A 26,465-nucleotide genomic window follows, 5' to 3' on the forward strand; every position below is an offset into this window, starting at 1 on the left:
CAGGAGACAGCGCCATGGGTGCTCCGGAAGCCTTCACCGCCACCACCGACGTCGGCCACTTCATCGGCGGCGAACGCACCGCCGGCACGTCGGGCCGCCAGCAGGCGGTCTACAACCCGTCGACCGGCCGCGTCGCGCGCCAGGTCGCGCTGGCCTCGACCGACGAGGTCGCCGCCGCCGTCGCCGCCGCAAAAGCCGCGTTTCCCGCCTGGGCCGAGACGCCGCCGATCCGCCGCGCCCGCGTGCTGAACAACTTCCTGCAGCTGCTGAACCAGCACCGCGACACGCTGGCCGCGATGATCAGCGCCGAGCACGGCAAGGTCTTCACCGACGCGCAGGGCGAGGTCTCGCGCGGCATCGACATCGTCGAGTTCGCCTGCGGCGCGCCGCAGCTGCTCAAGGGCGACTTCACCGACCAGGTCTCCACCGGCATCGACAACTGGACCTTGCGCCAGCCGCTGGGCGTCGTCGCGGGCATCACGCCGTTCAACTTCCCGTGCATGGTGCCGCTGTGGATGTTCCCGCTGGCGCTGGCCACCGGCAATACCTTCATCCTGAAGCCCAGCGAGCGCGACCCGTCGCCGTCGCTGTTCATGGCCGAGTTGCTGAAGGAAGCCGGGCTGCCGGACGGCGTTTTCAACGTCGTGCAGGGCGACAAGGTGGCGGTCGACGCGCTGCTGACGCACCCGGACGTCAAGGCGCTGTCCTTCGTCGGCTCGACGCCGATCGCGCAGTACATCTATGAAACCGGCGCGCGGCACGGCAAGCGCGTGCAGGCGCTGGGCGGCGCGAAGAACCACATGGTGGTGATGCCCGATGCCGACATCGAACAGGCGGTCGACGCGCTGATCGGCTCGGCCTACGGCTCGGCCGGCGAGCGCTGCATGGCGATCTCGGTCGCGGTGCTGGTCGGCGACGTCGGCGACCGCATCGTGCCGCTGCTGGCCGAACGCGCGAAGGCGCTGAAGGTCACCAACCCGATGGACCTGAAGGCCGAGATGGGCCCGATCGTCACCCGCGAGGCCAAGCAGCGCATCGAGGGCTACATCGCCACCGGCGTCGAGGAAGGCGCCAAGCTGGTTGTCGACGGCCGCGGGCTGAAGGTGCCGGGGCTGGAGGACGGCTTCTTCACCGGCGGCACGCTGTTCGACCACGTGACGCCGGCCATGCGCATCTACAAGGAAGAGATCTTCGGCCCGGTGCTCTCCTGCGTGCGTGCGCATGACCTCGGCGAAGCGGTCAAGCTGGTCAACGACCATGAATTCGGCAACGGCGTGTCCTGCTTCACCAGCGACGGCGGCGTCGCGCGCGAGTTCTCGCGCCGCGTGCAGGTCGGCATGGTCGGCATCAACGTGCCGATCCCGGTGCCGATGGCCTGGCACGGCTTCGGCGGCTGGAAGAAGAGCCTGTTCGGCGACATGCATGCCTACGGCGAAGAAGGCGTGCGTTTCTACACGAAGCAGAAGAGCGTGATGCAGCGCTGGAGCGAGAGCATCGGCAAGGGTGCGGAATTCGCGTTCCCGGTGTCGAAGTAGTCGCGCGGCGCACGCCGGCTGTAGGGGGGTCTCAAGCCCGGCGCCGGTCGAGCCGATAGAGCATCGATGGCCGACCCGACCTTTCTCGCCGCGAAGATCCTGCTGCTCGAGCACGACGTGCAGCACTATGCACGGCTGCTCGAGTTCTGCGAGCAGCTGGGCCTGGTGACCGTGCCCTGCGCCGCGGCCAACGCCATGGATGCGCTGGCGCAGCACAAGGACCTGGCCGGCGTGCTGCTGGCCGAGGACCTGCCCTGCTGCGACGGGCTGCCGAACGGGCTGAAGCTCGCCCAGGCGCTGCACCGCCAGCGCCCGGAGCTGCCGATCTTCCTGCGCCGCACCACCGCGCGCGCGCTCACCGACGACGAGGCCCGCGCCGTCACGCACCCGTGGCCGAGCGACGACCTGGCGCCGCTGCGCGCGCATGTCGAGCGCAGCCTGTTCGGCCTGCGCTACCCGACCGTGCTGGTGCAGGGCATCCTCGACCTGTCGCTACACGCGCTGCGCTCGACCTTTCCCAACGCCCAGGTCGAGCACGAGCCGCCCTACGTGGTGCACGACCGCATCATCTACGGCCAGGTGTCGACCTTGATCGCGCTGGAAAGCACCTGGTGCCGCGGCTACATGATGCTGCAGACCGAAGAAGGCGCGCTGCGCCAGGGCATGGCGCAGGGCCTGGGCTACGAAGGTGTCGGCGGCGACCTGGGTTTCCGCGAGCTGAACCACCTGCTCGGCGAGACGACGAACCTGATCTGGGGCGCATTCAAGAACCGCTACATCCCGCCGCAGGCCTTCGCCAACCAGCAGACGCAGGTGCCGATCGTCATCAATCACGAGCAGAAGTACATCTCGTTCGGGTCGCAGGACCCGCAGCTGTGCATCCGCTACCAGCTGACCGATCCGCGGCGCCCGCGCCAGCGGCCGCTGACCATCGTGCAGCGCTTCATCTTCAACCTGCTGTTCGAAGCCGAGGCCTTCACCGAGTTCGCCGAAGCCACGAACGTCGCCGCGACCGGCGAGCTCGAGCTGTTCTGATCCCACCATGGCCCAGGTTCTGATCGTCGACGACTCCAGCACGATGCGCGAGATCGTTTCGTCCTTCCTGACGCAGAACGGCTTCGAGGTCGCGGTGGCCAACGACGGCCGCGATGGCCTGCGCTGCCTGCAGGACGATCCCGGCATCCGGCTCGTCGTCAGCGACATCAACATGCCCAACATGGATGGCCTGACGATGGCCGAGAAGATCCGCAAGGACCTCGGCAACACCGCCGTGCGCATCGTGATGCTGACCACCGAGGACAACGCCAGCATGCGCGCGCGCGGCAAGGACATCGGCGTCAACGGCTGGATCGTCAAGCCCTTCCGCGGCGAGGCGGTGCTGGGGCCGTTCCGCAAGCTCTGCGGGATGTGAGCGCGGCCCGGCGCGCACTGCGCCGGTCAGAGCTTCTCGGTTTCGCCCGCCTTCGGCTGCCACTTCATCAGCCGGCGCTCGATGCGGCCGACGCCGGCGTCCAGCGCCAGCGCGAAGCCGGTCAGCACCAGGATGCCGGCCATCACCGTGTTGATGTCGAACACGCCTTCGGCCTGGTGGATCAGGTAGCCGACGCCGCTGGCGGAGCCGAGGTACTCACCGACCACCGCGCCGACGAAGGCCAGCCCGACGCTGGTATGCAGCGAGCTGAAGACCCAGCTGGTCGCGCTGGGCAGGTAGACATGGCGCAGCAGCTGGCGCCGCGTCGCGCCCAGCATGCGCGCATTGGCCAGGATCACCGGGCTCACCTCGCGCACGCCCTGGTAGACGTTGAAGAAGACGATGAAGAAGACCAGCGTGACGCCGAGCGCGACCTTGCTGGCGATGCCCAGCCCGAACCACACCGCGAAGATCGGCGCGAGGATGATGCGCGGCATCGAGTTCAGCGCCTTGATGTAGGGCTCCAGCAGCGCGCTGGCCATCGGCTGCAGAGCCAGCCAGAGGCCGAAGCCGAGGCCGAAGACCGCGCCGAAGGCGAACGCCAGCACGGTCTCGACCAGCGTCACCCAGAGATGCGCATAGATGTCCGCATCGATCACGAACCACTTCCAGATGCGGCCTGCCACCTGCAGCGGCTCGCCGAAGAAGAACGCGGCCTGGCGGTCGTTCTCGAACACGACGTTCGGCAGCAGCCCGGGTGTCGTCAACGCCCACCAGACCCCGAACACCGCCACCAGCAGCAGCAGCTGCCAGATCCGCAGGTTGCGCGGGTTCGGCTTGATCGCTTGCCACATCGCGCTCACGCCTCCTGCGGCTGCAACTGCTGCCGGTAGCCCTTGAGCACCTCGTCGCGCAGCACCGACCAGATGGCCTTGTGCAGGTCGATGAAGCGCGGCGTCGTGCGCACCTCGGCAACGTCACGCGGCCGTTCGAGGTCGACCGTGAACTCGCCGATCGGCCGCGACGCCGGGCCGGCACTCATGACCACCACGCGGTCGCTCATCGCGATGGCTTCGTCGAGGTCGTGGGTGATGAAGAGCACCGCCTTGCGCTTCTGCTGCCACAAGTCGAGCACCTCGTTCTCCATCAGCTGCCGCGTCTGGATGTCCAGCGCCGAGAACGGCTCGTCCATCAGGATGATGTCGGGGTCGAGCACCAGCACCTGCGCGAGGCTGGTGCGCTTGCGCATGCCGCCGGACAGCTGGTGCGGATAGCGGTCGCCGAAACCACCGAGGCCGACGCGGCGCAGCCAGGCTTCGGCCTGCTCGCGGGCCTGCGCCTCTGGCACGCCGCGGAACTCCAGGCCAGCCATCACGTTGCCGAGCGCGCTGCGCCACGGCATCAGGCTCTCGGCCTGGAACATGTAGCCGGCGCGCGCATTGAGGCCGGCCAGCGGCGCGCCGAACACCTCGACCGTGCCGGCGCTGGGACTCAGCAGCCCGGCCGCGACGTTCAGCAGCGTGCTCTTGCCGCAGCCGGTGGGGCCGACGACCGAGACGAACTCGCCCGCGCCGACGGCCAGCGTCACCTGGTCGACCGCGGTGTAGCGCTGCGCCGCCTCGTCGCGCGAGACGAAGGTGCAGCGCACGCCGGTGAGGCGCAGCGCCGGTGCGTCAGGCGACGCCATCAGCCCTTCGGGTACTTGAGGTTCGCCGCCTTCGCGAACTCGTTCGTGTAGACCGCCTTCAGGTCCAGCGTCGCCTTGGCGATCTCCGGGTCGATGCTGGCGAGCGCGCGGCGCGCGGTCTCGGCGCCGGCCTCCGGGAACAGGCCGTCGGGCGACAGCGCGCCCTTGGCGGCCAGGAAGGCATCGATGTAGACCGCGCGGTCGCCGAGCAGGTAGCTCTCGGGCACGGTCTTGATGATGTCGCCCGGGCCGGCGGCCTGGATCCACTTGTCGGCGCGCACGATCGCGTTGACCAGCGCCTGCACCGTACGCGGATGTTTGTCGACGAAGGCCTGCGGCAGGTACAGGCAGGCCGCGGGCATCGGGCCGCCGAAGACCTTGTCGGCCTCGGCGACGACGCGCGTATCGGAGACGATCTTCAGGTCGTTCGAGCGCTGCAGCAGCGAGATCACCGGGTCGAGGTTGGAGATCGCGTCGATCTGCCCCGAGCGCATCGCCGCCACCGCGCCGTTGCCCGCGCCGACGCCGATGATGCTGACGTCGCTCGGCTTCAGGCCGGCCTTCGCCAGCACGAAGTTGGTCATCACGTTGGTCGAGCTGCCGGGCGCGGTGACGCCGACCTTCTTGCCCTTCAGGTCGGCGATCGACTTGAAGTTCGGCATCGTCTTCGGGTTGACGCCGAGCACGATCTGCGGCGCGCGGCCCATCAGCACGACGGCGCGCAGCCGCTGGCCCTTGGCCTGCATGTTCACCGTGTGCTCGAAGGCGCCGCTGACGACGTCGGCGCTGCCGCCGATCAGCGCGCGCAGGGCCTGCGAGCCCCCGGCGAAGTCGACGATCTGCAGCTCCAGCCCTTCGGCCTTGAAGTAGCCCAGCTGCTCGGCGATGGTCAGCGGCAGGTAGTACAGCAGGTTCTTGCCGCCGACGGCGAGCGTCAGCTTCGGTTTCTCCAGCGCGGTCTGCGCGTGCAGCAGGCTGGGCAGGGCGGCGGCCAGCGCGGGCGTGGCGGCGATCAGGGTGCGGCGGCGAAGCGTCATGGGCGGAGGACCGGCAGGGGTTCGGATCGACGACTGTACCCAAGCCGCACAATGGTGCGATGAATACCGGCACCATCCTGATCACCGGCGGCAGCCGCGGCATCGGTGCCGCGGCCGCGCTGGATCTCGCGCGGCGCGGCTTCGACGTCGCGATCAACTACCAGCGCGACGAAACGTCCGCGGCGGCGGTCGCCGGCCAGGTGCGCGCGCTCGGGCGCCAGGCGACGACCGTGCAGGCCGACGTCGCCGACGAAGCCCAGGTCGAGGCGATGTTCGCGCGCCTCGATGCCGACGCGCCGCCGCTGGCAGGCCTCGTCAACAACGCCGGCATCGTCGCGATGAAGGCCCGGCTCGATCAGATGGACGTCGCCCGCTGGCGCCGCATGTTCGACATCAACGTGATCGGCACGCTGCTGTGCAGCCGCGCGGCGGTGAAGCGCCTGAGCATCCGCCATGGCGGCCGCGGCGGCGCGATCGTCAACCTGTCGAGCGTCGCCGCGGTGCTGGGTGCACCGGCGATGTACGTCGACTACGCGGCCAGCAAGGGCGCGATCGACAGCTTCACGATCGGCCTAGCGCGCGAGCTGGCCGCCGAGGGCGTGCGCGTCAACGCGGTGCGGCCCGGCATCATCGACACCGACATCCACGCGGCCAGCGGCGACCGCGCGCGGCCGCAGAAATCGACCGACCTGATCCCGATGCAGCGCCCCGGCCGCGCCGAGGAAGTGGCCGCGGCGATCGGCTGGCTGCTGAGCGCCGAGGCGAGCTACACGACCGGCGCGCTGCTGGATGTTGGCGGCGGGCGCTGACGCACCCGCGTGTCGCCGGCGGGCGCGGCACGCGGCGGCCGGCCTCAGAACCGCAGCTCGGCGCGCAGCGTGACGGTGGTGTAGCTGCGCGCCACCGTGTCCTGCGTCTGCCAGCCGCCGTTGTCCAGCAGCACGGTGCTGCCGGTCTCGTAGTCCAGCGGCCCGGCGTTGGAGACCGACAGCCGCGCGCTTGCCGACGGCCCGAAGCGCCACAGCGCGTAGGCGTCGAGCACCCGCTTGCGGCCCTGGCGGGAGGCCTGGTCGTCGAGCTGCTGCACGATGAAGGACGGCGTGAAGTTCAGGTTGCCGCCGATGGTCAGCGGCGTGCCCCGCAGCGGAAGGTCGAAGCCGAGGTTGGCGGTGTAGCGCGGCTGCTGGTCGAGCCGGTTGTCGGGGCCGCGCACGCCGTCCACACGCGACCACAAGAGACTCAGGTTGCCGCGCAGCGACAGCGGCAGCTCGGTCTGCCACAGGTCCGACGCGCGGACCTTGCCTTCGAGCTCGAGGCCCGCCGACAGTGCGCCGCCGATGTTCCGCGGCCGCGACACGTAGCGCGACTGCGCCGGGTCGCCCGAGGTCTCGAGCCGCGTCACGCGGCGGATCAAGTCGTCGATGCTGCGCACGAAGACATTCGCGCTGACGATGCCGCCGGCGTCGAGGTAATGCTCGTAGGCGAGGTCCAGGCCCCAGGCCAGCTCGGGCTTCAGCGCCGGGTTGCCGGCGCGGTCCGGGTTGGTCTCGCTGTTCGGCCGCACCGTGGGTTGCGGGCGGGCGATCAGGTCCGAGGTGTTCGGCGCGCGGTAGCTGCGCGTCAGGCCGAGGCGGATCTGGTCGCGCGGCGCACTCGTAGGCGCATCCTGCAGCTTCCACACCATGTGCACCAAGGGGGTCAGCACGCTGCTGCGGTTGCGCAGGTCGTCGAGCGCCGAATCGCTGCGCGTCTCGATGCCTTCCCAGCGCAGGCCGGCGTAGAAGGAGAAGGTCTTGCTCCAGTCCCACTCGTCCTGCGCGAACGCCGCCACGCGCAGCGTGCGCGCCTCGAGGTTCTCGCCGTATTCGGCGAACAGCAGCTCGCCGTCGCGTTCGGTGCGGCGGCGGTCGCGGCGCTCGCCGCGCGCCAGCTCCCAACCGGCCGAGAAGCTGTGGCGCTCGGCGATCAGCTGCGAGAACTTGCCGTTGAAGTCGATCGACAGGTCGCGCTGCGAGACGTCGTCGTCGCGCCGGTGGTCGAGGCCGTCGGCATCGTCGAACTCCAGGCGCTGTGTGCGGCTGTCGCTGCGGGCCAGCATGCTGCCGAAGCGCATCTGCAGCCGGCCGCCGTTGCCGGTGGGCCGCATCCAGGTGCCGTTCAGGCGGGCCATGCGGGTGTCGTAGCGGCTGTCCGAGTGGGCGAAGGCATAGGGCTGCGCATCGACGCCGGCGGCCGGCAGGCCCTGCGCCGGGGTCTGGCGCAGCGTGCTGTCGCTGCGGCCGCGGCTGCCCATCGCACTGAGAAAGGGCTGCAGGTCCAGCGACTCCCCGGGCGCGAGCCGGAACTGCAGCCGCGAGGTCAAGAAGAGGCCCTGGCGCACGTCGCGGCCGAGCACCGTGTTCAGCTGCTCCAGCACGGGGTCGCCATCGGCATCGAAGCGCCGCGTGGTGCCGCGGCTCTCGTTGCCCTCGGTGCGGCGGTAGGCGCTGACGGTGACGTTGTAGCCGAGCGTCTCGGTCTGGCCGCTGTAGAGCCAGTTCAACCCGGCCTGCGGCCGGTCGTCTTCGAAGCCGCCGCCGAACTTGACGTCGTTGGCCTGGCGCTTGAAATCGTCGCGCATGATCACGTTGATCGTGCCGGCGATCGCCCGCGCGCCATGCTCGGCCACCGGTGCGCGCATGATCTCGATGCGCTCGATCTGCTCCGGCGCGATCGAGTCGAGCGAGAAGCCGAACGGCATGCGCTGGCCGTCGATCAGGATCTGCGTGTAGCCGCCGCCCATGCCGCGCATGCGGATCTGCCCGCCGCGGCCCGGTGGCCCGCCGAGCGTCACGCCCGGCAGGCGCTTGAGCACCTCGCCGAGCGTGCCGTCGCCCATGCGGTCGATCTCCTCGCGGCCGTAGACGATGCGCGACGCGGTCGAGCGGCGGCGGTCCGCCTGGCTGTCGACGCCGGTATTGCCGATGACCTCGACCTGCTGCGCCGGCGTGGCGGCCGGACCGCGGCGCGGCGCGGTGGGCGTTGCAGCGGGAGCGGAAGCAGGAGCGGGAGCGGCCGACGCCGCCGATGCCGCCGCCGCGGGCGCTGACGCCGCCTGCGGCGCCGCGGAGGCCGCACGCGCCGGCGGCAGCGGCGTGGTCCCTTGGGCCAGCGCGGCACAGGGCAGCCAGGCGCCAAGCATCACGGCGCGAAGGGGTCGGAAGGTCGGCACGTTGGCGGCGGGGCGGGCGATCACGGCGCGGCAGCATGCCGCTCGCCGGTAAACGCGGTGTGAAGCGTGCCGCGATTGTCGCGGCGGGCAGACACCGCCCGAGGCTGCTGCCCGAGCCCGCCGCGCCAGGCCTCCCGACCGGCCGCCCCACCAGGCCGCCTCACACCCGCCTCACAGACCGTCGCGCGCGCCGGCGCGCGCGCTCAGGCCGGCGCCGCCAGCCAGTGCACGCTGAAGAGCTGCGCCGGATCGACCCACGTGGCCTGGGGCCGCCAGCCGGCCGCACGCGCCAGCGCGCCGAAGCCGTCGACCGTGTACTTGCACGAGATCTCGGTGTGCAGCGGCTCGCCCTGCGCGAACTCGAAGACTTCGCCGCACAGGCGCACGCGCTGGCGCCGGCGGCTCACCAGGTGCATCTCGATGCGCTGCAGGCGCGGCTCGTAGAACGCGTAGTGGTCGAAGTTGTCGAGGTCGAAGTCGGCGCCGAGCTCCCGGTTCGCACGCGCCAGCAGGTTCTTGTTGAACGCGGCCGTCACGCCCTCGGCATCGTTGTAGGCCCGGTGCAGCAGCGCCGGGTCCTTCACCAGGTCGACGCCGATCAGCAGCCCGCCGCCGCGCAGCGCGTGCGCGGCGCGTTCGAGGAAGCCGCGCGCTTCGTCCGGCGTGAAATTGCCGATCGACGAGCCGGGGAAGAAGCCGACCCGCCGGCGCGCGCCGGGAGCCATCGGCGGCAGGTCGATCGCCGCGCTGAAGTCGGCGACCAGCGGCTCGACCGGCAGCTGCGGATGGTCCGCGGCCAGCTGCAGCGCATGCTGGCGCAGGTGTTCGGCGGACAGGTCGATCGGCAGGTAACGCGCCGGGCGCCGCAGCGCCTCGAGCAACAGCCGCACCTTGCGCAGCGAACCGGCGCCGTACTCGACGAGCTCCGCCGCCGGCCCGATGCACTCGGCCATCTCGTGCGCATGGGCGGCCAGCAGCGCGGTCTCGGTGCGCGTCGGGTAGTACTCGGGCAGCTCGCAGATGCGGTCGAACAGCGCCGAGCCCGCGGCATCGTAGAAGAACTTCGGCGCCACCGCGCGCGGACGCTCGCGCAGGCCCTCGAGCAGCGCGCTCGCCAGCGGATGGGGCACCCAGCGGTCGGTCAGTGCATTCATCGGATGAATCCCTCGGTGCGCGGCCTCATGGTTGCCCCCTGCGGCGCTGCGCGCCGGTCCCCTCGACGGGAACCGGGCGCCTTCGGAACGGCCGGGCGGCGCTCATCGGGCATCCCGCGCCAGCCGCAGTCCGCTGAACTGCCAGCGCGCCGACGGCGGGAAGAAGTTGCGGTAGGGCACGCGGGCATGGCCGGGCGGCGTCGCGCAGCTGCCGCCGCGCAGCACCAGCTGGTTGACCATGAACTTGCCGTTGTACTCGGCGGCCGGACCTTCGAACGGCCGGAAGCCGGGGTAGGGCGCATACGCCGACGAGGTCCACTGCCAGGCCTCGCCGAGCAGCGACGCCGACGGCTGCGGCAGCATGCGGTCGAGCTGATAACGTGTCATCGGAGCGTCCTGGATCGGCCACCGCCCGGCGGCCGCTTCCCACTCGAACTCGGTCGGCAGCCGCGCACCGGCCCAGGCCGCGTAGGCCGCCGCTTCGTAGGCCGACAGGTGCACCACGGGTGCGGCCGGGTCGAGGGGCTGCAGCCCGTGCAGCGTGAACTGCTGCCAGCCGCCGCCGTCCTGCTCGCGCCAGTACGGCGGTGCGCTCCAGCCCTGCGCCTGCGCCAGCGCCCAGCCGTCGGACAACCACAACTCGGGCCGGCGGTAGCCGCCGTCGTCGATGAAGGCCCGGTACTCGGCGTTGTTGACCAGCCGTTCGGCGAGCTCGAAGGGCGCGAGGAAGACGCGGTGGCGCGGCCGTTCGTTGTCGAAGCCGAAGCCACTGCCGTCGTGGCCGACCTCGACCAGCCCCGGATCGAGACCGTGCCAGCGCAGTGGCGCCGCCGGACCGCTGCCCGGCACCGCCGCCTCGCGCCAGGCCGGCGCCAGCGGGTTCAACGAGAACGCGTGCAGCAGGTCGGTCAGCATCAGTTCCTGGTGCTGCTGCTCGTGCTGCAGGCCAAGTGCCACCGTCGACGCCGCGCCCTCCCATGCGGCGGGCGAGGCGGTGTCGAAGAAGCGCTGCATCGCCGCATCGACATGGCTGCGGTAGGTCTTCACCTCGGCCAGCGTCGGCCGGCTCAGCAGGCCGCGCTGCGGCCGCGGGTGGCGCGGGCCCAGCGCCTCGTAGTAGGAGTTGAACAGCCGCTGATAACGCTCATCGTGAGCGACGTAGCCGCCAGCAAACGGCCGCAGCACCAGCGTCTCGAAGAACCAGCTGGTGTGCGCGAGGTGCCACTTGGTCGGGCTGGCGTCGGGCATCGACTGCAGCGCCATGTCCTCGGCGTCCAGGCCTTCGGTCAGCGCGGTGGACAGCGCCCGCACGCGTGCGTAGTCCGCGGCGAGCGTTTCCCGCGACGAGGCGGCGATTGCCGCGTGCACATCGGTCGACCCGGCCATCGGCCCTCCTGCAAGATTCGGCGCAGCATGCCCGCAAGGGCCGCGCGCCGCAAGCCACCTGACAGTCGCTGCCACACGAGGCCCTTCAGGGCAAATGGAGGGCCCGCGGCGGCCGGATCAGCGGCGCTCGACGATCAGCGGCAACAGCTGCAGCACGCCGCGCAGGCGATCGATCGCCTGCTGCGCCTCGTCGCGACTGGCATAGGGGCCGGCCTGCAGGCGGTGCACGCTGCGCTCGCCGAAGACCGCGAGCAACGGCGCCAGCCAATCGACCTGCTGCTGCACCTGACGCTGCAGCTCGAGCGCGCCCTCACGCTGCCGGAATGCGCCCAGCTGCAGCCAGAAGCCGCGGGCGGCGGGCGTGGCAGCGGGCGTGGTCTCGACCGGCGACGCCGCGGCGGCGGCCGGAGCGCCGGGCGCGCGAGCGTCGGTCGGCGGCGCAATGACCGCCGCGGCCGCCGGCGAAGGCGGCGCGACCGGCGGCGCGACCGGCGGGGAGACCGGAACCGGGGCCGCGGCCACCATGAGGGCATCCTCCGGGCGCCGCCAGCTGCCGGTGCGGATCGCCTCGTGCGTGATGCGCTCGATCTCCACCGGCGCGACGCCGTTGAGCACGCCGAGCTTCAGCGCCGCGGTGTAGCTGAGGTCCACGATGCGGTCGCGGTGGAAGGGCCCGCGGTCGTTGATGCGCACGACCACCTCGCGGCCGTTGGCCGGGTTGCGCACACGCGCATAACTCGGAATCGGCATCGTCTTGTGCGCGCCGGTCATCGCGTACATGTTGTAGAGCTCGCCGCTGGCCGTCGGCCGGCCATGGAACTTGCGGCCGTACCACGACGCGAGCCCGCGCTCGACGATCACCGGGTCGCCGGTGACCGGCTCGTACGCCTGGCCGAGCACTTCATACGGCTTGTTCGGTCCGCCGCTGCGCGCGGTCTCGAGGCGCGGCTCGGCGTCGGGCACCTTGTGCAGATCGGGCGGGGGATCGAGGCCGGGGCCGTCGCGGCCGTCGCGCGGCGCGCCGGGAGCCGAGGGCGGCGTGGCGACCGGTCCGCTGCGCGGCGCCGGGCCGCTGGCGCAGCCGGCCAGCCATGCGGCCAGCGCAGCGACGGCAGCGCAGGCGAGTGCGCGCGGACGATCGGAAGGAGGGGGTGGCGCGACCGGCAAGAATCGAACTTGCGACTAGGCCTTCGGAGGGCCCAATGATATCCACTTCACCACGGTCGCTTGCAGGTGGCAGCCCGGCATTCTAGTGCACGCCGGTCCTGCGCAGGTCGCTCGTTATAATCGACTGGTTTTGCTCGGGGCCCGCCCCATTTCCCGGGCTCGAAGAACGCCGACTGAAGAACGCCGCCCCGGCACGAGGATTTCCATGAGCGACGCCCAACACCAGAACCACGCGGGTCACGATGCCCCCCATGAAGGTCCGATCAAGACGCCGAAGCAGCTGATGTTCACCGTCGTCGCGGCCTTCGTGGTCCCGGTGGTGGTGATCATCATGCTGACGAACTTCGTCGCCTTCGGCACCAAGTCGGGTGCGGGCAGCGACGGCATGTCGGCCGAGGCCGTGGCCCGCCGCATCCGTCCGGTCGGCTCCGTCGAGATCAAGGACGTCAACGACCCCGCCGCCATGAAGACCGGCGAGCAGGTGTTCCAGGCGCAGTGCGCCAGCTGCCACGCCACCGGCGCGCTGAACGCCCCCAAGCTCGGCGATGCCGCGGCCTGGGCGCCGCGACTGAAGGCCGGCGTCGACGGCCTGCTGCAGTCAGCGCTGAAGGGCAAGGCCAGCATGCCGCCCCAGGGCGGCGGCGAGTTCAGCGACATCGAGATCGGCCGAGCGGTGGTCTACCTTGCCAACCAGGGCGGCGCGAGCTTCGCCGAGCCCAAGGCCCCCGGTGCCGCCGCCAGCGGCGCAGCGGCCGCGAGTGCGGCCAGCAAGTAAGCCTCCGAGCGTCCCCGCTCCGCAGAAGGCCGGCCCAGCGCCGGCCTTTTTCACGCCTGCATCCGGATCCGGCCACGCTGCGTAGACCACCGGACCGGGGCCGAAGCGCCCCCACCTGTCGGGAACGGGATCAGGAGCGGTCGTGTGCGGGCGCAGGCGTGGACATGGATGGTTGAGGGTCGAGCCGGTAGCCGAAGCGCGCCGGCGCGTCGTCGAAGTGCAGTGGCATCGGCGCCCAGTGGCCAATCTCGACGGCCTGGGCGGCGAGGCCCATGTCCTGGCTGTGCACGAGGCCGAAGCCGAGTGTCGTGTCGAGGAACACGCGCCCGTCGTCGTCGAGCCAGGGGCTGCGCAGCTGCGCCGGCCGGCCGGTGTGGCTGGTGATCGTCGGCCGCCCGGCGGGACCGTCCAGGCGCCAGATCCACGGCGCGACCTCGAGCTGCACGTAGACGCGCTGCGGGCCGTTCTGGAAGAACCAGTGGCCGGCCTCGTCGGCCAGGTAGTTGCGGCCGATGAAGGCCTTGAGCTTGTCGTGCTCGATGCGGCTGCCCTTGACCCGCGGGAACGGGCCGGCGCGCTGCGCGGCCTCGTCGCGCAGGTACCAGTCGCCGCGTGCATCGAGCGCCAGCCAGCCGAAGCAATGCGGCACGTTGGGCCACTTGCGCATCGCGGCCAAGACGATCTCGTCCATCAGCGCCCGCCCGGCCGCCCGAAGGGCGCTGAGCCCCCAGGCATCCCGACAGGGATCCTTCGGATTCCTGGGGGAGTGAACGAAGTGAGCAAGGGGCCGGCCACGCGTCACCTTAGCTCAGTGGACCGCCCGCATCCAGCCCAGCACCGCTTCGGGCAGGGTCAGCACATGGCCCGGGAAGCGGCCGCCGGGAAAGCCGACGTGGCCGCCGTGCGGCGGCTGCCACAGCGTGACGAAGCGCGAGACCTCGTGCGCCTGCGGCAGGCTGGCGGCCGGCACGAAGGGATCGTTGCGCGCATTGAGCACCAGCGCGGGAACGCGGATGCGGCGCAGGTGCGGCTTGGCCGACGCGCGCGCCCAGTAATCGTCGGTGTCGCGGAAGCCGTGCAGCGGCGCGGTGAAGACGTTGTCGAAGTCGTAGAGATCCCGCGCGGCGAGCAGGCGCTGGCGGTCGAACAGGCCCGGATGCTGCACCAGCTTGGCCAGCGCCTTCGGCTTCAGCGTGCGCAGGAACATGCGGGTGTAGGTCAGCCGGTTGAAGCCGCGGCCGATCGCGCGGCCGACGGCCGCGAGGTCCAGCGGCGAACAGACCGCGGCCACGCAGCCCGCCACCGCCGCCGCGCTGTCGCCGGCCTCCTCGGCCCAGCGCAGCAGCGCATTGCCGCCCAGCGACACGCCCACCGCCTTCAGCGGCTGCGCGCTGCGTGCGCGCAGGCGTTGCAGGATCCAGCCGACCTCCTCGTAGTCGCCCGAGTGGTAGCCGCGCGGCGCGCGGTTGATCTCGCCCGAGCAGCCGCGGAAGTACGGCAGCGCGAAGCCCCAGCCGGCCGCCGCCGCCGCGGCGGCGAAGGCCGCGACGTAATGGCTGCCGCGGCCGCCCTCGAGGCCGTGGAACAGCACCAGCCACGGCGCGCCGGGCTGCGGCGGATCGGCGAAGTCGACATCGATGAAGTCGCCGTCCGGCGTGTCCCAGCGCTCGCGCCGCAGCGGCGGCAGCGCGGCCGGGGAGCGGCGTCGTGAGACCAGCGCCGGCCAGATCGTCTGCGCGTTGCCGCCGGGCAGCCACCACGGCGCGGCGAATCGCTCCATCGCGGGCCCGCTCAATGCAGGACGGACGGCGACTCGACGAGCTCGGGCACCTCGACCGCGCTGCCCGGGCTGGCGTGGTGCGCGACGAGGCGCCAGCCCTGCGCCGTTCGGTGGTAGACGTTGGTGGCGACCACGTACGCCACGCGCGGCCCCTCGGCGGCGGCGGCGAGCTCGATGCGCTCGACGACGTTGTGCATGGCCGCGTCCATCAGCTGCACGCGGTGCACCTTCTCCGGATAGGCCATCACGCGGCCGCTGGCGAAGATCGCCTCGAAGGCCGCGCGCACCGAGCGCGGGCCGATCACACGCGGGCCGCCCGGGTGCACGCAGACGATCTCCTCGTCGTCGGACCACAGGCTCATCAGCTTGTCGAGGTCGCCGTCGCGCAGCGCCTCGTAGAACTGCGCCTCGACCTCGTCGGGCGAGCCCATCAGCGCGGCGGGCGGCCTGGTGCGCGGCATCGGGCGGTCCTAGCGGAAGACCACCGTCTTGTGGCCGTTCATCAGCACGCGCCGCTCGACGTGCCAGCGCACCGCGCGCGCGAGCACGACGCTCTCGACATCGCGGCCGACGGCCGTCAGGTCGTCGGCGGACAGCGAGTGGTCCACGCGCTCGACGTCCTGCTCGATGATCGGGCCCTCGTCGAGGTCGGCGGTCACGTAGTGCGCCGTCGCGCCGATCAGCTTGACGCCGCGCGCATGGGCCTGGAAGTACGGCTTCGCGCCCTTGAAGCTCGGCAGGAAGCTGTGGTGGATGTTGATCGCGCGGCCCTTCAGCACGTCGCAGAACTCGGCGCTGAGGATCTGCATGTAGCGCGCCAGCACGACGAGGTCGATGCGCTCGCGCTCGATGATCGCCTCGACCTCGCGCTCCTGCGCGCGCTTGGTCGCCGCGTCGCTGCCGCCGACCAGCGGCAGGTGGTGGAACGGGATGCCGTAGCTGTCGGCCAGCGCCGCGTAGGTCGTGTGGTTGGAGACGATGCCGCGCACGTCGACGTCGAGCTGGCCGCTCTTGACGCGGAACAGCAGGTCGTTGAGGCAGTGGCCGTGCTGGCTGACCATCAGCAGCAGGCGCGGGCGCTGCGCGACCGCATGGAAGCGCGCTTCCATCTGGAACTGGCCGCGCACATGCACGAACAGGTTCTCCAGCATCGCCACCTCGGCCAGGTGCGGCGGCGCGGCGAAGTGCACGCGCATGAAGAACAGGCCCGTCGCGTCCTCGCTCTGCACGTCGCCGAACTGCTGCGAGTCGATGATGTTGCAGCCGGCCTGGAACAGCAGGCCCGAGACCGCGTAGACGATGCCGGTCTGGTCCCGGCACGACAGCGTGAGGATGAATTCGTGTTCGCGCGACATCAGTGCCCGCCCGGCCGCCCGAAGGGCACTGAGCGCCCCTGGGGGGCCGCGAACGAAGTGAGCTGGGGGCTGATCATCCCTGGATTGTATGAACCCCTTCCCTGCCGGGCAGAATCGACCGGCCGCACCCTGCCATGAAAACCGCCCCCGAGGACTGGAGCCAGAAGAGCCGCGTGCTCGCGCAACTGCTGTCGCGTGCCGCGCTCGGCGACCGCGCCGCGTTCAAGCAGCTCTACGACGCGACCAGCGCGCATCTGTTCGGCGTGCTGCTGCGCATCCAGCGCGACCGTGCGGTCGCCGAGGACCTGCTGCAGGAGGTCTATGTCAGCGCCTGGAAGGCCGCCGGCAGCTTCGACGCGCAGCAGGCGCAGCCGCTGACCTGGCTGACGCACATCGCGCGCAACAAGGCGATCGACAGCCTGCGCCGCGCGCAGACGCAGCCGCGGCTGGAGAGCGTGCACGCGGCCGACGACGAGGACGACCGGCCCGACCTCGACCAGCGCCTGGCCGACGACGGCCCCGGCCCGGTCGACCTGCTGCAGCGGGCCGCCGATGCGCGCCAGCTGGCGCACTGCATGCAGGGCCTGTCGGCGCAGCAGCGGCAGAGCGTCGCGCTGGCGTTCTTCGACGGCCTGTCGCATGCCGAGGTCGCCGAGCAGCTGCGCGAGCCGCTGGGCACGGTGAAGAGCTGGGTGCGGCGCGCGCTGATGAGCCTGAAGACCTGCCTCGAACGCGCTGCGCAGCGCGACGCGGTGGCGGGAGCCTGAGATGGACTACGGCCGACGCGAACTCGCCGATGCGCTCGCCGCGCAATACGTCGCCGGCACCTTGCGCGGGCCGGCGCGGCGCCGCTTCGAGGTGCTGCTCGCCGCGCATCCCAACCTGCGCGCCGCGGTCGATGCGTGGCGGGCGCGGCTGATGCCGCTGACCGCGGCAGTCGAGCCGCAGAGCCCGCCCCCGCAAACCTGGGCGGCGATCGAGCGCCGGCTGTGGCCGGCCAGCGAAGCCGAACCCGCGCCGCCCGCCCTGACGCCCTGGTGGCGCGGCCTCGCGTTCTGGCGCGCCGCCTCGGGCTTCGCAACGGTCGCCGCGGTCGGCCTCGGCGTGCTGCTGGCCAGCCCGTCGCCGCAGGCGCCACCGGTGGTCGTCGTGCTGCAGGCGGCCGACGGTGCACCCGCGGGCGCGGCCGGGGCCAGCACCTTCGTCGCCAGCCTGTCCGGCGACGGCCGCTCGCTGGTCACACGGCCGGTGCATCCGGTGGTGATGGACGTCAACCGCGCGCTCGAGCTGTGGGCCGTGCCGCCGCAGGGCGCGCCCCGCTCGCTGGGCCTGATCAAGCCCGACGGGCTGACCGTGATCGACCGCCGCAAGCTGCCGGCGGCGCTGCTCGACCAGAAGAACACTGCGGCGCTGGCCGTCAGCATCGAACCGCCGGGGGGCTCGCCGACCGGCGCGCCCACCGGCCCGGTGGTCTACGCGGGCAAGCTGCAGCTGTAGCGGGCGAGCTCAGGCGCCGGCCGGCCCGACCAGCGCGGCCGGCCACACGACGCTGAAGGTCGAGCCGCTGCCGCGCATGCTCTGCACCTCGATGCGCGCACCCATCAGGGTGGCCAGGGCCTGCGTCACCGCCAGGCCGATGCCGGTGCCCTCGATCGGACCGTGCGCCTGCGACAGCCGGTTGAAGGGCTGGAACAGCTGGCCGATCTCGGCCTCCGTCAGGCCGATGCCGCTGTCGATCACCCGCAGCGCGACACCGCCGTCGGCCAGCCGCACGCAGTGCACCAGCACCTGGCCGCCGCGGCGGTTGTACTTGATCGCGTTCGACAGCAGGTTCAGCAGCACCTGGCGCAGCCGCTTGCGGTCGCCCTGCACCGTCAGTGCGGGCAAGGGTTCGTGCAGCAGCGTGACGCCCGCCTGCTGCGCCGCGGCCAGCACCATCGCCAGGCAGTCGTCGACGAGCGCATCGAGCGCGACGGCTTCGGTCTGCAGCGCGAGGCGGCCGGCCTCGATGATCGTCAGGTCGAGCAGGTCGTTGATCATCTCGAGCAAGTGCTCGCCGGCCTCGCGGATCAGCGTGACGCGGCGGCGTTGCTCCGGCGGCAAGGCGGCGCCGTCGACCTCCAGCAGCTGCGCGAAGCCGAGCACCGCGTTCAGCGGCGTGCGCAACTCATGGCTCATGCGCGACAGGAACTCGGTCTTCGCGCGGTTCGCCGCCTCGGCCGCGGCGCGCTGCTGGTGCGCCTGCTCCACCGTCAACGCCTCGGTGACATCCTCGAAGTAGCCGTGCCACACGCAGCCGCCGTCGGCCTCCATCTGCGGCGTCGCGCTGCCGCGGATCCAGCGCAGCAGGCCATCGCGACGATGGATGCGGAAGCTCAGCTGCCACGGCGTCTGGTCGCGCATCGAGGCCTCGATGCTGTCGAGCATCAGCGTGCGGTCGGTGAAGTCGATGCGCCGCAGCAGCGCGGTGGCGTCGGCAACCAGGGCCTCGGCCGGCACGCCGAACAGCGGTTCGCAGCGCTCGCTGACGTAGGGGAAGCGGTTGCTGCCGTCGGGCCGGCGTTCGAACTGGAACAGCATGCCCGGTACATGCGAGGCGATCTTCGTCAGCCGCGCCGCCGCCTGCGCCGCGGCCTCCTGCGCCGCGCGGTGCTCGGTGATGTCGGCCTGGATGCCGACCAGGCGCACCGGCTGTCCTGCCGCGTCCCATTCGATGATGCGGCCGCGCTCCTGCACCCAGCGCCAGCTGCCGTCGGCGGCGCGCGCGCGGTAGGCGCTTTCGTAGACCGAGACCTCGCCGCGCGCATGGCGCAGGTAGGCCTCGTGGTTCTCGGCGAGGTCGTCGGGGTGGATCAGCGCGTCCCAGTCGCGCTGCGTCGCGCCGGCCTCGGGCGGCGGATAGCCCAGCTGCGCAAAACCTTCGTCGGTCTCGGCGAAACGGTCGCTGCGGATGTCCCATTCCCAGACGAAGGTGCCGGTGCCGCGCAGCGCGGCACGGATCAGCTCGGCCTGGCTGCCGCCCGGCCGGCCGGCGGCGGCCGACTGGTCGCGCAGCAGCAGGCAGGCGGCCGTCTGCAGCAGCGGCTGCAGCACGCGCGCGGTCTGGTGGATGTCGTCGCCCGGATCGGCAGCGACCAGCCAGGCGCCGACCGACTGGCCCATGCGCCACAGCGGCAGCCAGCAGAAGCCGTCCTCGAAGAAGGGCTCGTGGCGCCCGGCCAGCGGCGTGCCGCGGCGCACGGCCGCATCGGGCACGACGCCGGTGGTCCAGCGCGGCTGGCCGTCCGGTGCGATCGCCAGCAGGCCGCAGCTCAAGCCCAGGTGCCGGCTCGCATCGGCGACCAGGCGCCGCAGCGCAAACGCCGGATCGTCGCGGTCCAGGTGCTCCAGCAGCGCGGCCTGCGTCAGCGCGAGCAGGCCGGCGGGCATGGCGATGCTGGCCTCAGTGGCCCGCGTGCAGCTTCTCGCCGGCCTTGAGCCGGTACATCGTGCCGCAGTACGGGCAGCGGCCTTCGCCGGTCGTCGCGACGTCGATGAAGACCTTCGGGTGGTTGCTCCACAGCGGCATCTTCGGATTCGGGCAGAAGATGACGCCGGGGCCCTGCAGATCCTTCGCGCCGACCTCGACGAGGGACTTCGGTTCGGTGTGGTTGTTGCTCATGATCGGACAGCGTTCAGACGCGGGTCAGCCACTCGGCGTACTTCGCATTGCGGCCGTTGACGATGTCGAAGAACGCGCTCTGGATCTTCTCGGTGATCGGCCCGCGCGAACCGCGGCCGATCTCGATGCGGTCGAGCTCGCGGATCGGCGTCACTTCGGCCGCGGTGCCGGTGAAGAAGGCCTCGTCGCAGATGTAGACCTCGTCGCGGGTGATGCGCTTTTCGACCACCTTCAGGCCGAGGTCCTCGCAGATCGCGAACACGGTGTTGCGGGTGATGCCGTTGAGCGCGCCGGCCGACAGGTCGGGCGTGTAGACGACGCCGTTCTTGATGACGAAGAGGTTCTCGCCCGCGCCTTCGCTGACGAAGCCGGCCGAGTCGAGCAGCATCGCCTCGTCGTAGCCCTCGTCGGTGGCTTCCATGTTGGCGAGGATCGAGTTGGTGTAGTTGCTCACCGCCTTGGCCTGCGTCATCGTGATGTTGACGTGGTGGCGGGTGTAGCTGGAGGTCTTCACGCGGATGCCGCGCTTCAAGCCTTCTTCGCCGAGGTAGGCGCCCCAGGCCCAGGCGGCGATCATCAGGTGGATGGTGTTGCCCTTGGGGCTGACGCCGAGCTTCTCGGAGCCGATCCAGGTCAGCGGGCGCAGATAGCAGCTTTCGAGCTTGTTCTGGCGCACGACCTCGCACTGGGCTTCCATCACCTGCTCGAGGGAGTACGGAATCTTCATCCGGAGAATCTTGGCGCTGTTGAAGAGGCGCTCGGTGTGCTCGCGCAGACGGAAGATGGCTGTGCCGTTGACCGTGTTGTAGGCCCGAACCCCCTCGAACGCACCGCAGCCGTAGTGCAGCGTGTGGGTCAGCACGTGGATCTTGGCGTCGCGCCAGTCGACGAGCGCGCCGTCCATCCAGATCTTGCCGTCGCGGTCGGACATCGACATGGGGTGCCTTTCGAATCGAGGGGTCTGAAGGAGCCGGGATTTTAGGCGCCGGCCTCCGGCGCGGATTGCGCCGGCTCATCGGGACGTGCGAAGCGCCACTCGGCGAGGCGGCCGCCGCGCAGCTCGACGATCACCGACGCGCCGCCGGGATCGGCCCAGCGGTAGGTTTCGGGGTCGTCGGCCAGCTTCTCGCCGAGGCTCTTCGTCAGCGTGATCAGCTCGATCAGGCGCAGGCCCGGGCGCAGCCTGGCCTGCAGCATCACCGCGCTGGCCACGTGGCCGACCGGTGCCGCCCCGGCCGCCCGCATCGCCCGCATCGCGCGGGTGAACTGCAGCAGCAGCCAGAAGACCAGGATCGACCCGGCCAGCGCGACACCGGGCCAGCCGTAGACCGTGTAGCCGATCGCGATCGCCAGCACCGCGATGATCCAGCCGATGAGCGCGTTCACGTCGTCGTTTCCTTTCGCAGCGTGCGCCCGACGAAGCCGGTGCGCAGCGCATCCGCCCAGTCGGGGCGGCCCTTCGATTCGGCCTGCACGGCGGCCGCTTCCCAGTCGTACGGCGTCAAGCGGTGCTCGACGTGCCACTGCCCCGCGCGCAGCTCGGCCAGCACCCAGCGCGCATGCGGGCTGCCGGCCTCGACGCGGTGGCGATGCACGTGGTCGTCCTCGAAGGCCTGCAGGCCGACGCTGCCGGGATTGACGACGAGCGTGTCGCCGAGCTGCATCGTGCGCGCCACGTGGCTGTGGCCGCACAGCACCAGGCGTGCGCCGGGCGTGCCGAGCCGCGCGGCCAGCTCCGCCGGCGTCGCCGCGCGCAGGCCGGGCGAGCCGGCGGGATCGAAGTCGCCGGTCAGCGTCTCCATCAGGTAGACGAGGTCCGTGCCGGGCGTGCCGTGGCAGCAGAACACCTCGTCGTCGAGCCACCGCGTCGGCGGCAGCGACTGCAGCCAGGCGCGCTGCGCCTCATCGAGCAGCGGCGCGGTCTGCGCATCGCTCAGGCCCATGCGGTCCGGCGGCTGCGTCAGCACCTGGCGCTCGTGGTTGCCGGCGATGGTCGGCCAGTCCAGCGCCATCAGGCGCGCGGCGGTCTCGGCCGGCCACAGCGGGCCGCTGACGATGTCGCCGAGGTTGACCACCGTCGCCGCGCCGGCGCGCCCGGCTTCGGCCAGCACCGCCTCCAGCGCCGGCAGGTTGCCGTGGATGTCCGACAGCACCGCGATCCGGCCCGTGGCCGGTTTCGTCAATGGCATCACGTTTCCCCCGATTTACGCGGTATTCACCCCGTGCTTCGGGGTTGCGGCCGAGCCTGCACGAGCGCAAGCTGTGTCCCAGCCGGATGCTTCGAGCGACTCATCCGGCCACTGTACCGGTGGCAGTGCACCGGGCCAGCGTGTGAAACTCCTCCAGGATGAATTCCGGCCGCACCCGCGGCCGGTTTTTTTTTGCCTAGCCGGCATCGTGAAGCGGGCACTCACAGCCGTCGCTCACAGCCCACGCACGACGTCGATCGCTTCCTCGATGCGCTCGACCGCATGCACCGTCAGGCCCTCGATCGGCTTCTTCGGCGCATTGGCCTTGGGCACGACGGCGATCGAGAAGCCGAGCTTCGCGGCTTCCTTCAGCCGCTCCTGGCCGCGCGGCGCCGGCCGCACCTCGCCGGCCAGGCCCACCTCGCCGAAGGCGAGGAAGCCGGCGGGCAGCGCCTTGCCGCGAAGGCTGCCCTGGATGGCCAGCAGCACCGCGAGGTCGGCCGCCGGCTCGCTGATGCGCACGCCACCGACCGCGTTGACGAAGACGTCCTGGTCCAGGCAGTCGACGCCGGCATGGCGGTGCAGCACCGCCAGCAGCATCGCGAGGCGATCGCGCTCCAGGCCGACCGACAGCCGCCGCGGCGCCGCGCCGCCCGAATCGACAAGCGCCTGGATCTCGACCAGCAGGGGCCGCGTGCCCTCCAGCGTCACCAGCACGCAGGAGCCCGGCACCGGCGCGCCATGCGTCGACAGGAAGATCGCGCTCGGGTTGCTGACGCCCTTCAGGCCGCGCTCGGTCATCGCGAACACGCCGATCTCGTTGACCGCGCCGAAGCGGTTCTTGATTGCCCGCACCAGGCGGTAGCTGGAGTGGGTGTCGCCCTCGAAATACAGCACCGTGTCGACGATGTGCTCGAGCACGCGCGGACCGGCGAGCGCGCCTTCCTTCGTCACATGCCCGACCAGCACGATCGCGCAGCCGGTGGCCTTGGCGGTGCGCGTCAGCTGCGCCGCGCATTCGCGCACCTGCGCGACCGAGCCGGGCGCGCTGGTGAGCTGCTCGGAGTACAGGGTCTGGATCGAATCGATGACGCAGAAGGCCGGCGTCTCGGCGGCGAGCGCGGCCTGGATCTTCTCGAGCTGGATCTCGGCCAGCACGCGCAGCTGCGTGCCGGGAAGGCCCAGCCGCCGTGCGCGCAGCGCGACCTGCGCGCCCGATTCCTCGCCCGTCACGTACAGCACCTTGATCGACGAGGACAGCGACTCCGCCGCCTGCAGCAGCAAGGTCGACTTGCCGATGCCCGGGTCGCCGCCGATCAGCACGACGCCGCCCTCGACGATGCCGCCGCCGAGCACGCGGTCGAGCTCGGGCTGGCCGGTCGGCGTGCGCTCGACCTCGGCGGCCTCGATCTCCGACAGCGTGGCCACCGGCTGCGCCGCGGCCAGCGCCTGGTAGCGGTGCTTCGGTCCGTTGCCGGATTCGGCGACCGTTTCTTCCAGCGTATTCCACTCGTTGCAGTGCGGGCACTTGCCGAGCCACTTCGGGCTCGTGCCGCCACAGGCGCTGCAGGTGTACTGCGTCTTCGCCTTCGACATCACGCGCCGTGCCCGTCGGCCACGTGCACCGGCACACGCTGCGCGAGCGCGCACATCAGCTCGTAGCCGACGGTGCCGGCGCTGCGGGCGGCCTCGTCGATCGACAGCACGCTGCCCTGCGGACCGCGGCCCCACAGGGTGACCTCGCTGCCGATGCGCGCGGCGGGCACCGGCGTCAGGTCGACGGTGATCATGTCCATCGAGACGCGGCCGACGATTCCGCACCGCACGCCGTCGACCAGCACCGGCGTGCCGGTGGCGGCGATGCGCGGGTAGCCGTCGGCATAACCGCAGGCCACCACGCCGATGCGCAGCGGCCCCTCGGCCCGGAAGCGGCCGCCGTAGCCGATGGCATCGCCCGCCTTCAGCTGCTGCGTCGCGATCAGTTGCGCGCGCAGGGTCATCGTCGGCCGCAGGCCCCAGTGCGCGATGTCGTGCTCGGGGTAGTCGGGCGCACTGCCGTAGCTCAGGATGCCGGCGCGCACCCAGTCGCTGCGCAGGCCGCGGTGGCGCAGGATCGCCGCGCTGTTGCTGACCGAGCGTTCGCCCGGCAGGTCGCGCGTGACCTCGTCGAACAGCGCCATCTGCGCCGCCGTGCCGTTGGGGCCATCGGCATCGGCGAAGTGCGTCATCAGCGAGATTTCGTCGACCTGCGGCAGCGCATTGAGCCGCGCCCACGCGCTGCGGAAGGCCGACGGCGCGAAGCCGAGGCGGTTCATGCCGCTGTTGAGCTTCAGGAACACTCGGTGCGGCTGGTGCGTCTTGTTCGCGCCGAGCCAGTCGATCTGCTGGTCGTGGTGCACCGCATGCCACAGGTTCAGCCGCGAGCACAGCTCGAGGTCGCGCGCCTCGAACACGCCCTCGAGCAGCAGCACCGGCTTGCGCCAGCCGAGCGCGCGCACGCGTTCGGCCTCGGCCAGGTCCAGCAGCGCGATGCCGTCGGCGGCCTGCAGCCCGGGGTAGATGCGTTCGATGCCGTGGCCGTAGGCATTGGCCTTGACGACGGCCCAGAGCTTCGCGTCGGGCGTCGCCGCGCGGGCGACGGCGAGGTTGTGGGCCACCGCGTCGGGGTGGATCAGGGCTTCGATCGGGCGCGGCACGGTGGCTTCGGAGGTCGGTCGGACAAGCCGGCCATTGTGCCGGGGCCGCGAGGGTCGGCGTGCTATAACCGCCGGCCGGTCGCGGGGGTGCGACCGTCTTTGCGTGGGTTGCCGAGGTTGGGGAAGCATTTCATCGAGAAAGAATGAAGAGAGGCTTCCACACCATCATGTCGGCGCAGTTCTTCAGCTCGCTGGCGGACCAGGCCTTGCTGGTCGGCGCCATCGAGCTGCTGAAGTCGAACCAGGCGCCGGCCTGGCAGATCCCGGCGCTGTCGCCGATGTTCGCGCTGTTCTACGTCGTGCTCGCGCCCTTCGTCGGCGCCTTCGCCGACGCGGTGCCCAAGGGCAAGGTGATGTTCGCGTCGAACGCGATCAAGATCATCGGCTGCCTGATGATGCTCTTCGGCACCCATCCGCTGCTGGCCTATGCGGTGGTCGGACTCGGCGCGGCCGCGTATTCGCCCGCCAAGTACGGCATCCTGACCGAGCTGCTGCCGCCGTCGCAGCTGGTCAAGGCCAACGGCTGGATGGAAGGGCTGACGATCGCCTCGATCATCCTCGGCATCCTGCTCGGCGGCCAGCTCGTCGGCCCGAAGATCGCGCCGATGCTGCTCGGCTTCGACCTGCCGATGATCGACACCGGCATCGACACCGGGCCCGAGGCCGCGATCTCGACGCTGATCGTGCTGTACGTGATCGCCGCCGTCTTCAACCTCTACATCCCGCGCACCGAGGCGCCGCTGCAGCCGCTGTCGACCAACCCGGTCGAGCTGGTGCGCGACTTCTCGCAGTGCAACGCGCGGCTGTGGAGCGACAAGCTCGGCCAGATCTCGCTGGCGACGACGACGATGTTCTGGGGCGTCGGCGGCAACCTGCGCATCATCGTCTTCCCGTGGGCCGCGGCGGCGCTGGGCTACACGACGACGCAGGCCTCGTCGCTGGCCGGCGTGGTCTCGGTCGGCGTGGCGATCGGCGCGGTGGTCGCGTCGATGCGCATGCGCCTGGACCGCGCGACCTCGGTGATCCCGCTGGGCATCGCGATGGGCGTGTTCGTGATCGGCCTCAACGTCGTGCGCGACCTGTGGGTGGCGATCCCGTTCCTGACGCTGCTGGGCCTGGCCGGCGGCTTCCTAGTGGTGCCGATGAACGCGCTGCTGCAGCACCGGGGCCACAACCTGATGGGCGCCGGCCGATCGATCGCCGTGCAGAACTTCAACGAGCAGGCCTGCATCCTCGGCCTCGGCGCGTTCTACACCGGCATGGTCAAGCTCGGCCTGTCGGCCTTCACCGCCATCGCGGTGTTCGGCCTCGTCGTCGCCGGCACGATGTGGCTGATCGGCCGCTGGCACAAGCGCAACTGCGTGACGCATCGCGACGAGGTCGAGCGGCTGCTGGCGATCGCGCGCACCGACAAGCACTAG

26 protein-coding genes and 1 tRNA gene are annotated in these 26,465 nt (G+C 71.2%); 8 read left to right on the forward strand and 19 right to left on the reverse strand.

What is annotated here, in order from left to right:
• The first annotated feature begins 14 nt into the window (after positions 1-14).
• From P1K89_RS09745 to P1K89_RS09755, 3 genes are all read left to right on the forward strand, one after another.
• Positions 15-1,535 (forward strand): CoA-acylating methylmalonate-semialdehyde dehydrogenase, encoded by a 1,521-nt coding sequence (locus P1K89_RS09745; protein WP_284616178.1) that lies wholly within the window; start codon positions 15-17, stop codon positions 1,533-1,535.
• 66 nt (positions 1,536-1,601) lie between these two features.
• Positions 1,602-2,570: a chemotaxis protein CheX gene (locus P1K89_RS09750; protein WP_284616179.1), complete on the forward strand. Its 969-nt coding sequence runs from the start codon at positions 1,602-1,604 to the stop codon at positions 2,568-2,570.
• 7 nt (positions 2,571-2,577) lie between these two features.
• Positions 2,578-2,946, forward strand: a complete 369-nt coding sequence (locus P1K89_RS09755) for a response regulator (protein WP_284616180.1) — start codon at positions 2,578-2,580, stop codon at positions 2,944-2,946.
• A 26-nt stretch (positions 2,947-2,972) separates the two neighbouring features.
• Here P1K89_RS09755 and P1K89_RS09760 read toward each other — a convergent pair whose 3' ends face one another.
• Genes P1K89_RS09760 through P1K89_RS09770 form a run of 3 tightly spaced genes read right to left on the reverse strand, consistent with a single transcriptional unit; the run spans position 2,973 to position 5,670 of the window.
• A complete protein-coding gene (locus tag P1K89_RS09760) occupies positions 2,973-3,800 on the reverse strand; it encodes an ABC transporter permease (protein ID WP_284616181.1) in 828 nt (275 codons plus the stop codon).
• A 5-nt stretch (positions 3,801-3,805) separates the two neighbouring features.
• Positions 3,806-4,633, reverse strand: a complete 828-nt coding sequence (locus tag P1K89_RS09765) for an ABC transporter ATP-binding protein (RefSeq protein WP_284616182.1) — start codon at positions 4,631-4,633, stop codon at positions 3,806-3,808.
• Complete coding sequence (locus P1K89_RS09770) at positions 4,633-5,670, reverse strand: ABC transporter substrate-binding protein (RefSeq protein ID WP_284616183.1); 1,038 nt, start codon at positions 5,668-5,670, stop codon at positions 4,633-4,635. Before P1K89_RS09770 ends, P1K89_RS09765 begins: the two co-directional genes overlap by 1 nt.
• A gap of 59 nt (positions 5,671-5,729) precedes the next feature.
• Between P1K89_RS09770 and P1K89_RS09775 the strand changes: the two genes are divergently transcribed.
• Positions 5,730-6,479 (forward strand): SDR family oxidoreductase, encoded by a 750-nt coding sequence (locus tag P1K89_RS09775; protein WP_284616184.1) that lies wholly within the window; start codon positions 5,730-5,732, stop codon positions 6,477-6,479.
• A gap of 44 nt (positions 6,480-6,523) precedes the next feature.
• Here P1K89_RS09775 and P1K89_RS09780 read toward each other — a convergent pair whose 3' ends face one another.
• From P1K89_RS09780 to P1K89_RS09800, 5 genes are all read right to left on the reverse strand, one after another.
• Complete coding sequence (locus P1K89_RS09780; RefSeq protein ID WP_284616185.1) at positions 6,524-8,905, reverse strand: TonB-dependent receptor plug domain-containing protein; 2,382 nt, start codon at positions 8,903-8,905, stop codon at positions 6,524-6,526.
• Between the two features lie 179 nt (positions 8,906-9,084).
• A complete protein-coding gene (gene egtD / locus P1K89_RS09785; RefSeq protein WP_284616186.1) occupies positions 9,085-10,035 on the reverse strand; it encodes an L-histidine N(alpha)-methyltransferase in 951 nt (316 codons plus the stop codon).
• A 102-nt stretch (positions 10,036-10,137) separates the two neighbouring features.
• Positions 10,138-11,421 (reverse strand): ergothioneine biosynthesis protein EgtB, encoded by a 1,284-nt coding sequence (gene egtB, locus P1K89_RS09790; protein ID WP_284616187.1) that lies wholly within the window; start codon positions 11,419-11,421, stop codon positions 10,138-10,140.
• Positions 11,422-11,538: 117 nt separating this feature from the next.
• The gene (locus P1K89_RS09795) at positions 11,539-12,588 is read right to left on the reverse strand and encodes a septal ring lytic transglycosylase RlpA family protein (RefSeq protein ID WP_284616188.1); all 1,050 of its coding nucleotides are present in this window, start codon (positions 12,586-12,588) and stop codon (positions 11,539-11,541) included.
• Positions 12,574-12,648 (reverse strand) — tRNA-Arg (locus P1K89_RS09800). The genes P1K89_RS09795 and P1K89_RS09800 overlap by 15 nt, the downstream gene beginning before the upstream one ends.
• 145 nt (positions 12,649-12,793) lie before the next feature.
• On the opposite strand from P1K89_RS09800, the gene P1K89_RS09805 reads away from it, so the two are divergent.
• The gene (locus tag P1K89_RS09805) at positions 12,794-13,363 is read left to right on the forward strand and encodes a c-type cytochrome (protein WP_284616189.1); all 570 of its coding nucleotides are present in this window, start codon (positions 12,794-12,796) and stop codon (positions 13,361-13,363) included.
• Positions 13,364-13,493: 130 nt separating this feature from the next.
• Here the strand turns inward: P1K89_RS09805 and P1K89_RS09810 are convergent, their stop codons facing one another.
• The 4 genes from P1K89_RS09810 to purU form a co-directional block, all read right to left on the reverse strand.
• Positions 13,494-14,054, reverse strand: coding sequence for a DUF2946 family protein (locus P1K89_RS09810; RefSeq protein WP_284616190.1), 561 nt, complete (start codon positions 14,052-14,054; stop codon positions 13,494-13,496).
• Between the two features lie 117 nt (positions 14,055-14,171).
• Positions 14,172-15,143 carry a YheT family hydrolase gene (locus P1K89_RS09815; RefSeq protein ID WP_284616191.1) on the reverse strand — a complete coding sequence of 324 codons (972 nt, stop codon included), beginning with the start codon at positions 15,141-15,143 and terminating at the stop codon, positions 14,172-14,174.
• Positions 15,144-15,154: 11 nt separating this feature from the next.
• Positions 15,155-15,604 carry a YybH family protein gene (locus tag P1K89_RS09820; RefSeq protein ID WP_284616192.1) on the reverse strand — a complete coding sequence of 150 codons (450 nt, stop codon included), beginning with the start codon at positions 15,602-15,604 and terminating at the stop codon, positions 15,155-15,157.
• A 9-nt stretch (positions 15,605-15,613) separates the two neighbouring features.
• On the reverse strand, positions 15,614-16,498 hold the full coding sequence (gene purU, locus P1K89_RS09825) for a formyltetrahydrofolate deformylase (protein WP_284616193.1): 885 nt from the start codon (positions 16,496-16,498) through the stop codon (positions 15,614-15,616).
• Positions 16,499-16,632: 134 nt separating this feature from the next.
• Between purU and P1K89_RS09830 the strand changes: the two genes are divergently transcribed.
• Positions 16,633-17,265: a sigma-70 family RNA polymerase sigma factor gene (locus P1K89_RS09830; protein ID WP_284616194.1), complete on the forward strand. Its 633-nt coding sequence runs from the start codon at positions 16,633-16,635 to the stop codon at positions 17,263-17,265.
• Between the two features lies 1 nt (position 17,266).
• Complete coding sequence (locus P1K89_RS09835; RefSeq protein WP_284616195.1) at positions 17,267-17,995, forward strand: anti-sigma factor; 729 nt, start codon at positions 17,267-17,269, stop codon at positions 17,993-17,995.
• 9 nt (positions 17,996-18,004) lie between these two features.
• Here P1K89_RS09835 and P1K89_RS09840 read toward each other — a convergent pair whose 3' ends face one another.
• From P1K89_RS09840 to alr, 7 genes are all read right to left on the reverse strand, one after another.
• On the reverse strand, positions 18,005-19,927 hold the full coding sequence (locus P1K89_RS09840) for a sensor histidine kinase (protein ID WP_284616196.1): 1,923 nt from the start codon (positions 19,925-19,927) through the stop codon (positions 18,005-18,007).
• 13 nt (positions 19,928-19,940) lie between these two features.
• A complete protein-coding gene (locus tag P1K89_RS09845) occupies positions 19,941-20,159 on the reverse strand; it encodes a zinc-finger domain-containing protein (protein ID WP_284616197.1) in 219 nt (72 codons plus the stop codon).
• A 13-nt stretch (positions 20,160-20,172) separates the two neighbouring features.
• Positions 20,173-21,096 carry a branched-chain amino acid transaminase gene (locus P1K89_RS09850; RefSeq protein WP_284616198.1) on the reverse strand — a complete coding sequence of 308 codons (924 nt, stop codon included), beginning with the start codon at positions 21,094-21,096 and terminating at the stop codon, positions 20,173-20,175.
• A gap of 41 nt (positions 21,097-21,137) precedes the next feature.
• The gene (locus P1K89_RS09855; protein ID WP_284616199.1) at positions 21,138-21,545 is read right to left on the reverse strand and encodes a hypothetical protein; all 408 of its coding nucleotides are present in this window, start codon (positions 21,543-21,545) and stop codon (positions 21,138-21,140) included.
• Positions 21,542-22,348 carry a metallophosphoesterase family protein gene (locus tag P1K89_RS09860; protein WP_284616200.1) on the reverse strand — a complete coding sequence of 269 codons (807 nt, stop codon included), beginning with the start codon at positions 22,346-22,348 and terminating at the stop codon, positions 21,542-21,544. The genes P1K89_RS09855 and P1K89_RS09860 overlap by 4 nt, the downstream gene beginning before the upstream one ends.
• Before the next feature lie 234 nt (positions 22,349-22,582).
• Positions 22,583-23,944, reverse strand: a complete 1,362-nt coding sequence (gene radA / locus P1K89_RS09865; RefSeq protein WP_284616201.1) for a DNA repair protein RadA — start codon at positions 23,942-23,944, stop codon at positions 22,583-22,585.
• Entirely contained in the window at positions 23,944-25,044 is a 1,101-nt protein-coding gene (gene alr / locus P1K89_RS09870) for an alanine racemase (protein WP_284616202.1), read from the reverse strand. The genes radA and alr overlap by 1 nt, the downstream gene beginning before the upstream one ends.
• Before the next feature lie 143 nt (positions 25,045-25,187).
• Between alr and lplT the strand changes: the two genes are divergently transcribed.
• A complete protein-coding gene (gene lplT, locus P1K89_RS09875; RefSeq protein WP_284616203.1) occupies positions 25,188-26,465 on the forward strand; it encodes a lysophospholipid transporter LplT in 1,278 nt (425 codons plus the stop codon).

The organism is Aquabacterium humicola, assembly GCF_030167915.1.
Taxonomy (GTDB): Bacteria; Pseudomonadota; Gammaproteobacteria; order Burkholderiales; family Burkholderiaceae_C; genus Pseudaquabacterium; species Pseudaquabacterium humicola.

Bases quoted from the DNA above. Each gene is read 5' to 3' on its own strand.
- P1K89_RS09850 (WP_284616198.1), bottom strand. From the start codon at position 21,096: ATGTCGATGTCCGACCGCGACGGCAAGATCTGGATGGACGGCGCGCTC.
- egtD (WP_284616186.1), bottom strand. From the start codon at position 10,035: ATGAATGCACTGACCGACCGCTGGGTGCCCCATCCGCTGGCGAGCGCG.
- P1K89_RS09835 (WP_284616195.1), top strand. From the start codon at position 17,267: ATGGACTACGGCCGACGCGAACTCGCCGATGCGCTCGCCGCGCAATAC.
- P1K89_RS09775 (WP_284616184.1), top strand. From the start codon at position 5,730: ATGAATACCGGCACCATCCTGATCACCGGCGGCAGCCGCGGCATCGGT.
- P1K89_RS09760 (WP_284616181.1), bottom strand. From the start codon at position 3,800: ATGTGGCAAGCGATCAAGCCGAACCCGCGCAACCTGCGGATCTGGCAG.
- P1K89_RS09745 (WP_284616178.1), top strand. From the start codon at position 15: ATGGGTGCTCCGGAAGCCTTCACCGCCACCACCGACGTCGGCCACTTC.
- egtB (WP_284616187.1), bottom strand. From the start codon at position 11,421: ATGGCCGGGTCGACCGATGTGCACGCGGCAATCGCCGCCTCGTCGCGG.
- P1K89_RS09810 (WP_284616190.1), bottom strand. From the start codon at position 14,054: ATGGACGAGATCGTCTTGGCCGCGATGCGCAAGTGGCCCAACGTGCCG.
- P1K89_RS09820 (WP_284616192.1), bottom strand. From the start codon at position 15,604: ATGCCGCGCACCAGGCCGCCCGCCGCGCTGATGGGCTCGCCCGACGAG.
- P1K89_RS09815 (WP_284616191.1), bottom strand. From the start codon at position 15,143: ATGGAGCGATTCGCCGCGCCGTGGTGGCTGCCCGGCGGCAACGCGCAG.
- P1K89_RS09755 (WP_284616180.1), top strand. From the start codon at position 2,578: ATGGCCCAGGTTCTGATCGTCGACGACTCCAGCACGATGCGCGAGATC.
- P1K89_RS09805 (WP_284616189.1), top strand. From the start codon at position 12,794: ATGAGCGACGCCCAACACCAGAACCACGCGGGTCACGATGCCCCCCAT.
- radA (WP_284616201.1), bottom strand. From the start codon at position 23,944: ATGTCGAAGGCGAAGACGCAGTACACCTGCAGCGCCTGTGGCGGCACG.
- lplT (WP_284616203.1), top strand. From the start codon at position 25,188: ATGAAGAGAGGCTTCCACACCATCATGTCGGCGCAGTTCTTCAGCTCG.
- P1K89_RS09830 (WP_284616194.1), top strand. From the start codon at position 16,633: ATGAAAACCGCCCCCGAGGACTGGAGCCAGAAGAGCCGCGTGCTCGCG.
- P1K89_RS09765 (WP_284616182.1), bottom strand. From the start codon at position 4,633: ATGGCGTCGCCTGACGCACCGGCGCTGCGCCTCACCGGCGTGCGCTGC.
- purU (WP_284616193.1), bottom strand. From the start codon at position 16,498: ATGTCGCGCGAACACGAATTCATCCTCACGCTGTCGTGCCGGGACCAG.
- P1K89_RS09750 (WP_284616179.1), top strand. From the start codon at position 1,602: ATGGCCGACCCGACCTTTCTCGCCGCGAAGATCCTGCTGCTCGAGCAC.
- P1K89_RS09860 (WP_284616200.1), bottom strand. From the start codon at position 22,348: ATGCCATTGACGAAACCGGCCACGGGCCGGATCGCGGTGCTGTCGGAC.
- P1K89_RS09845 (WP_284616197.1), bottom strand. From the start codon at position 20,159: ATGAGCAACAACCACACCGAACCGAAGTCCCTCGTCGAGGTCGGCGCG.
- P1K89_RS09770 (WP_284616183.1), bottom strand. From the start codon at position 5,670: ATGACGCTTCGCCGCCGCACCCTGATCGCCGCCACGCCCGCGCTGGCC.
- P1K89_RS09840 (WP_284616196.1), bottom strand. From the start codon at position 19,927: ATGCCCGCCGGCCTGCTCGCGCTGACGCAGGCCGCGCTGCTGGAGCAC.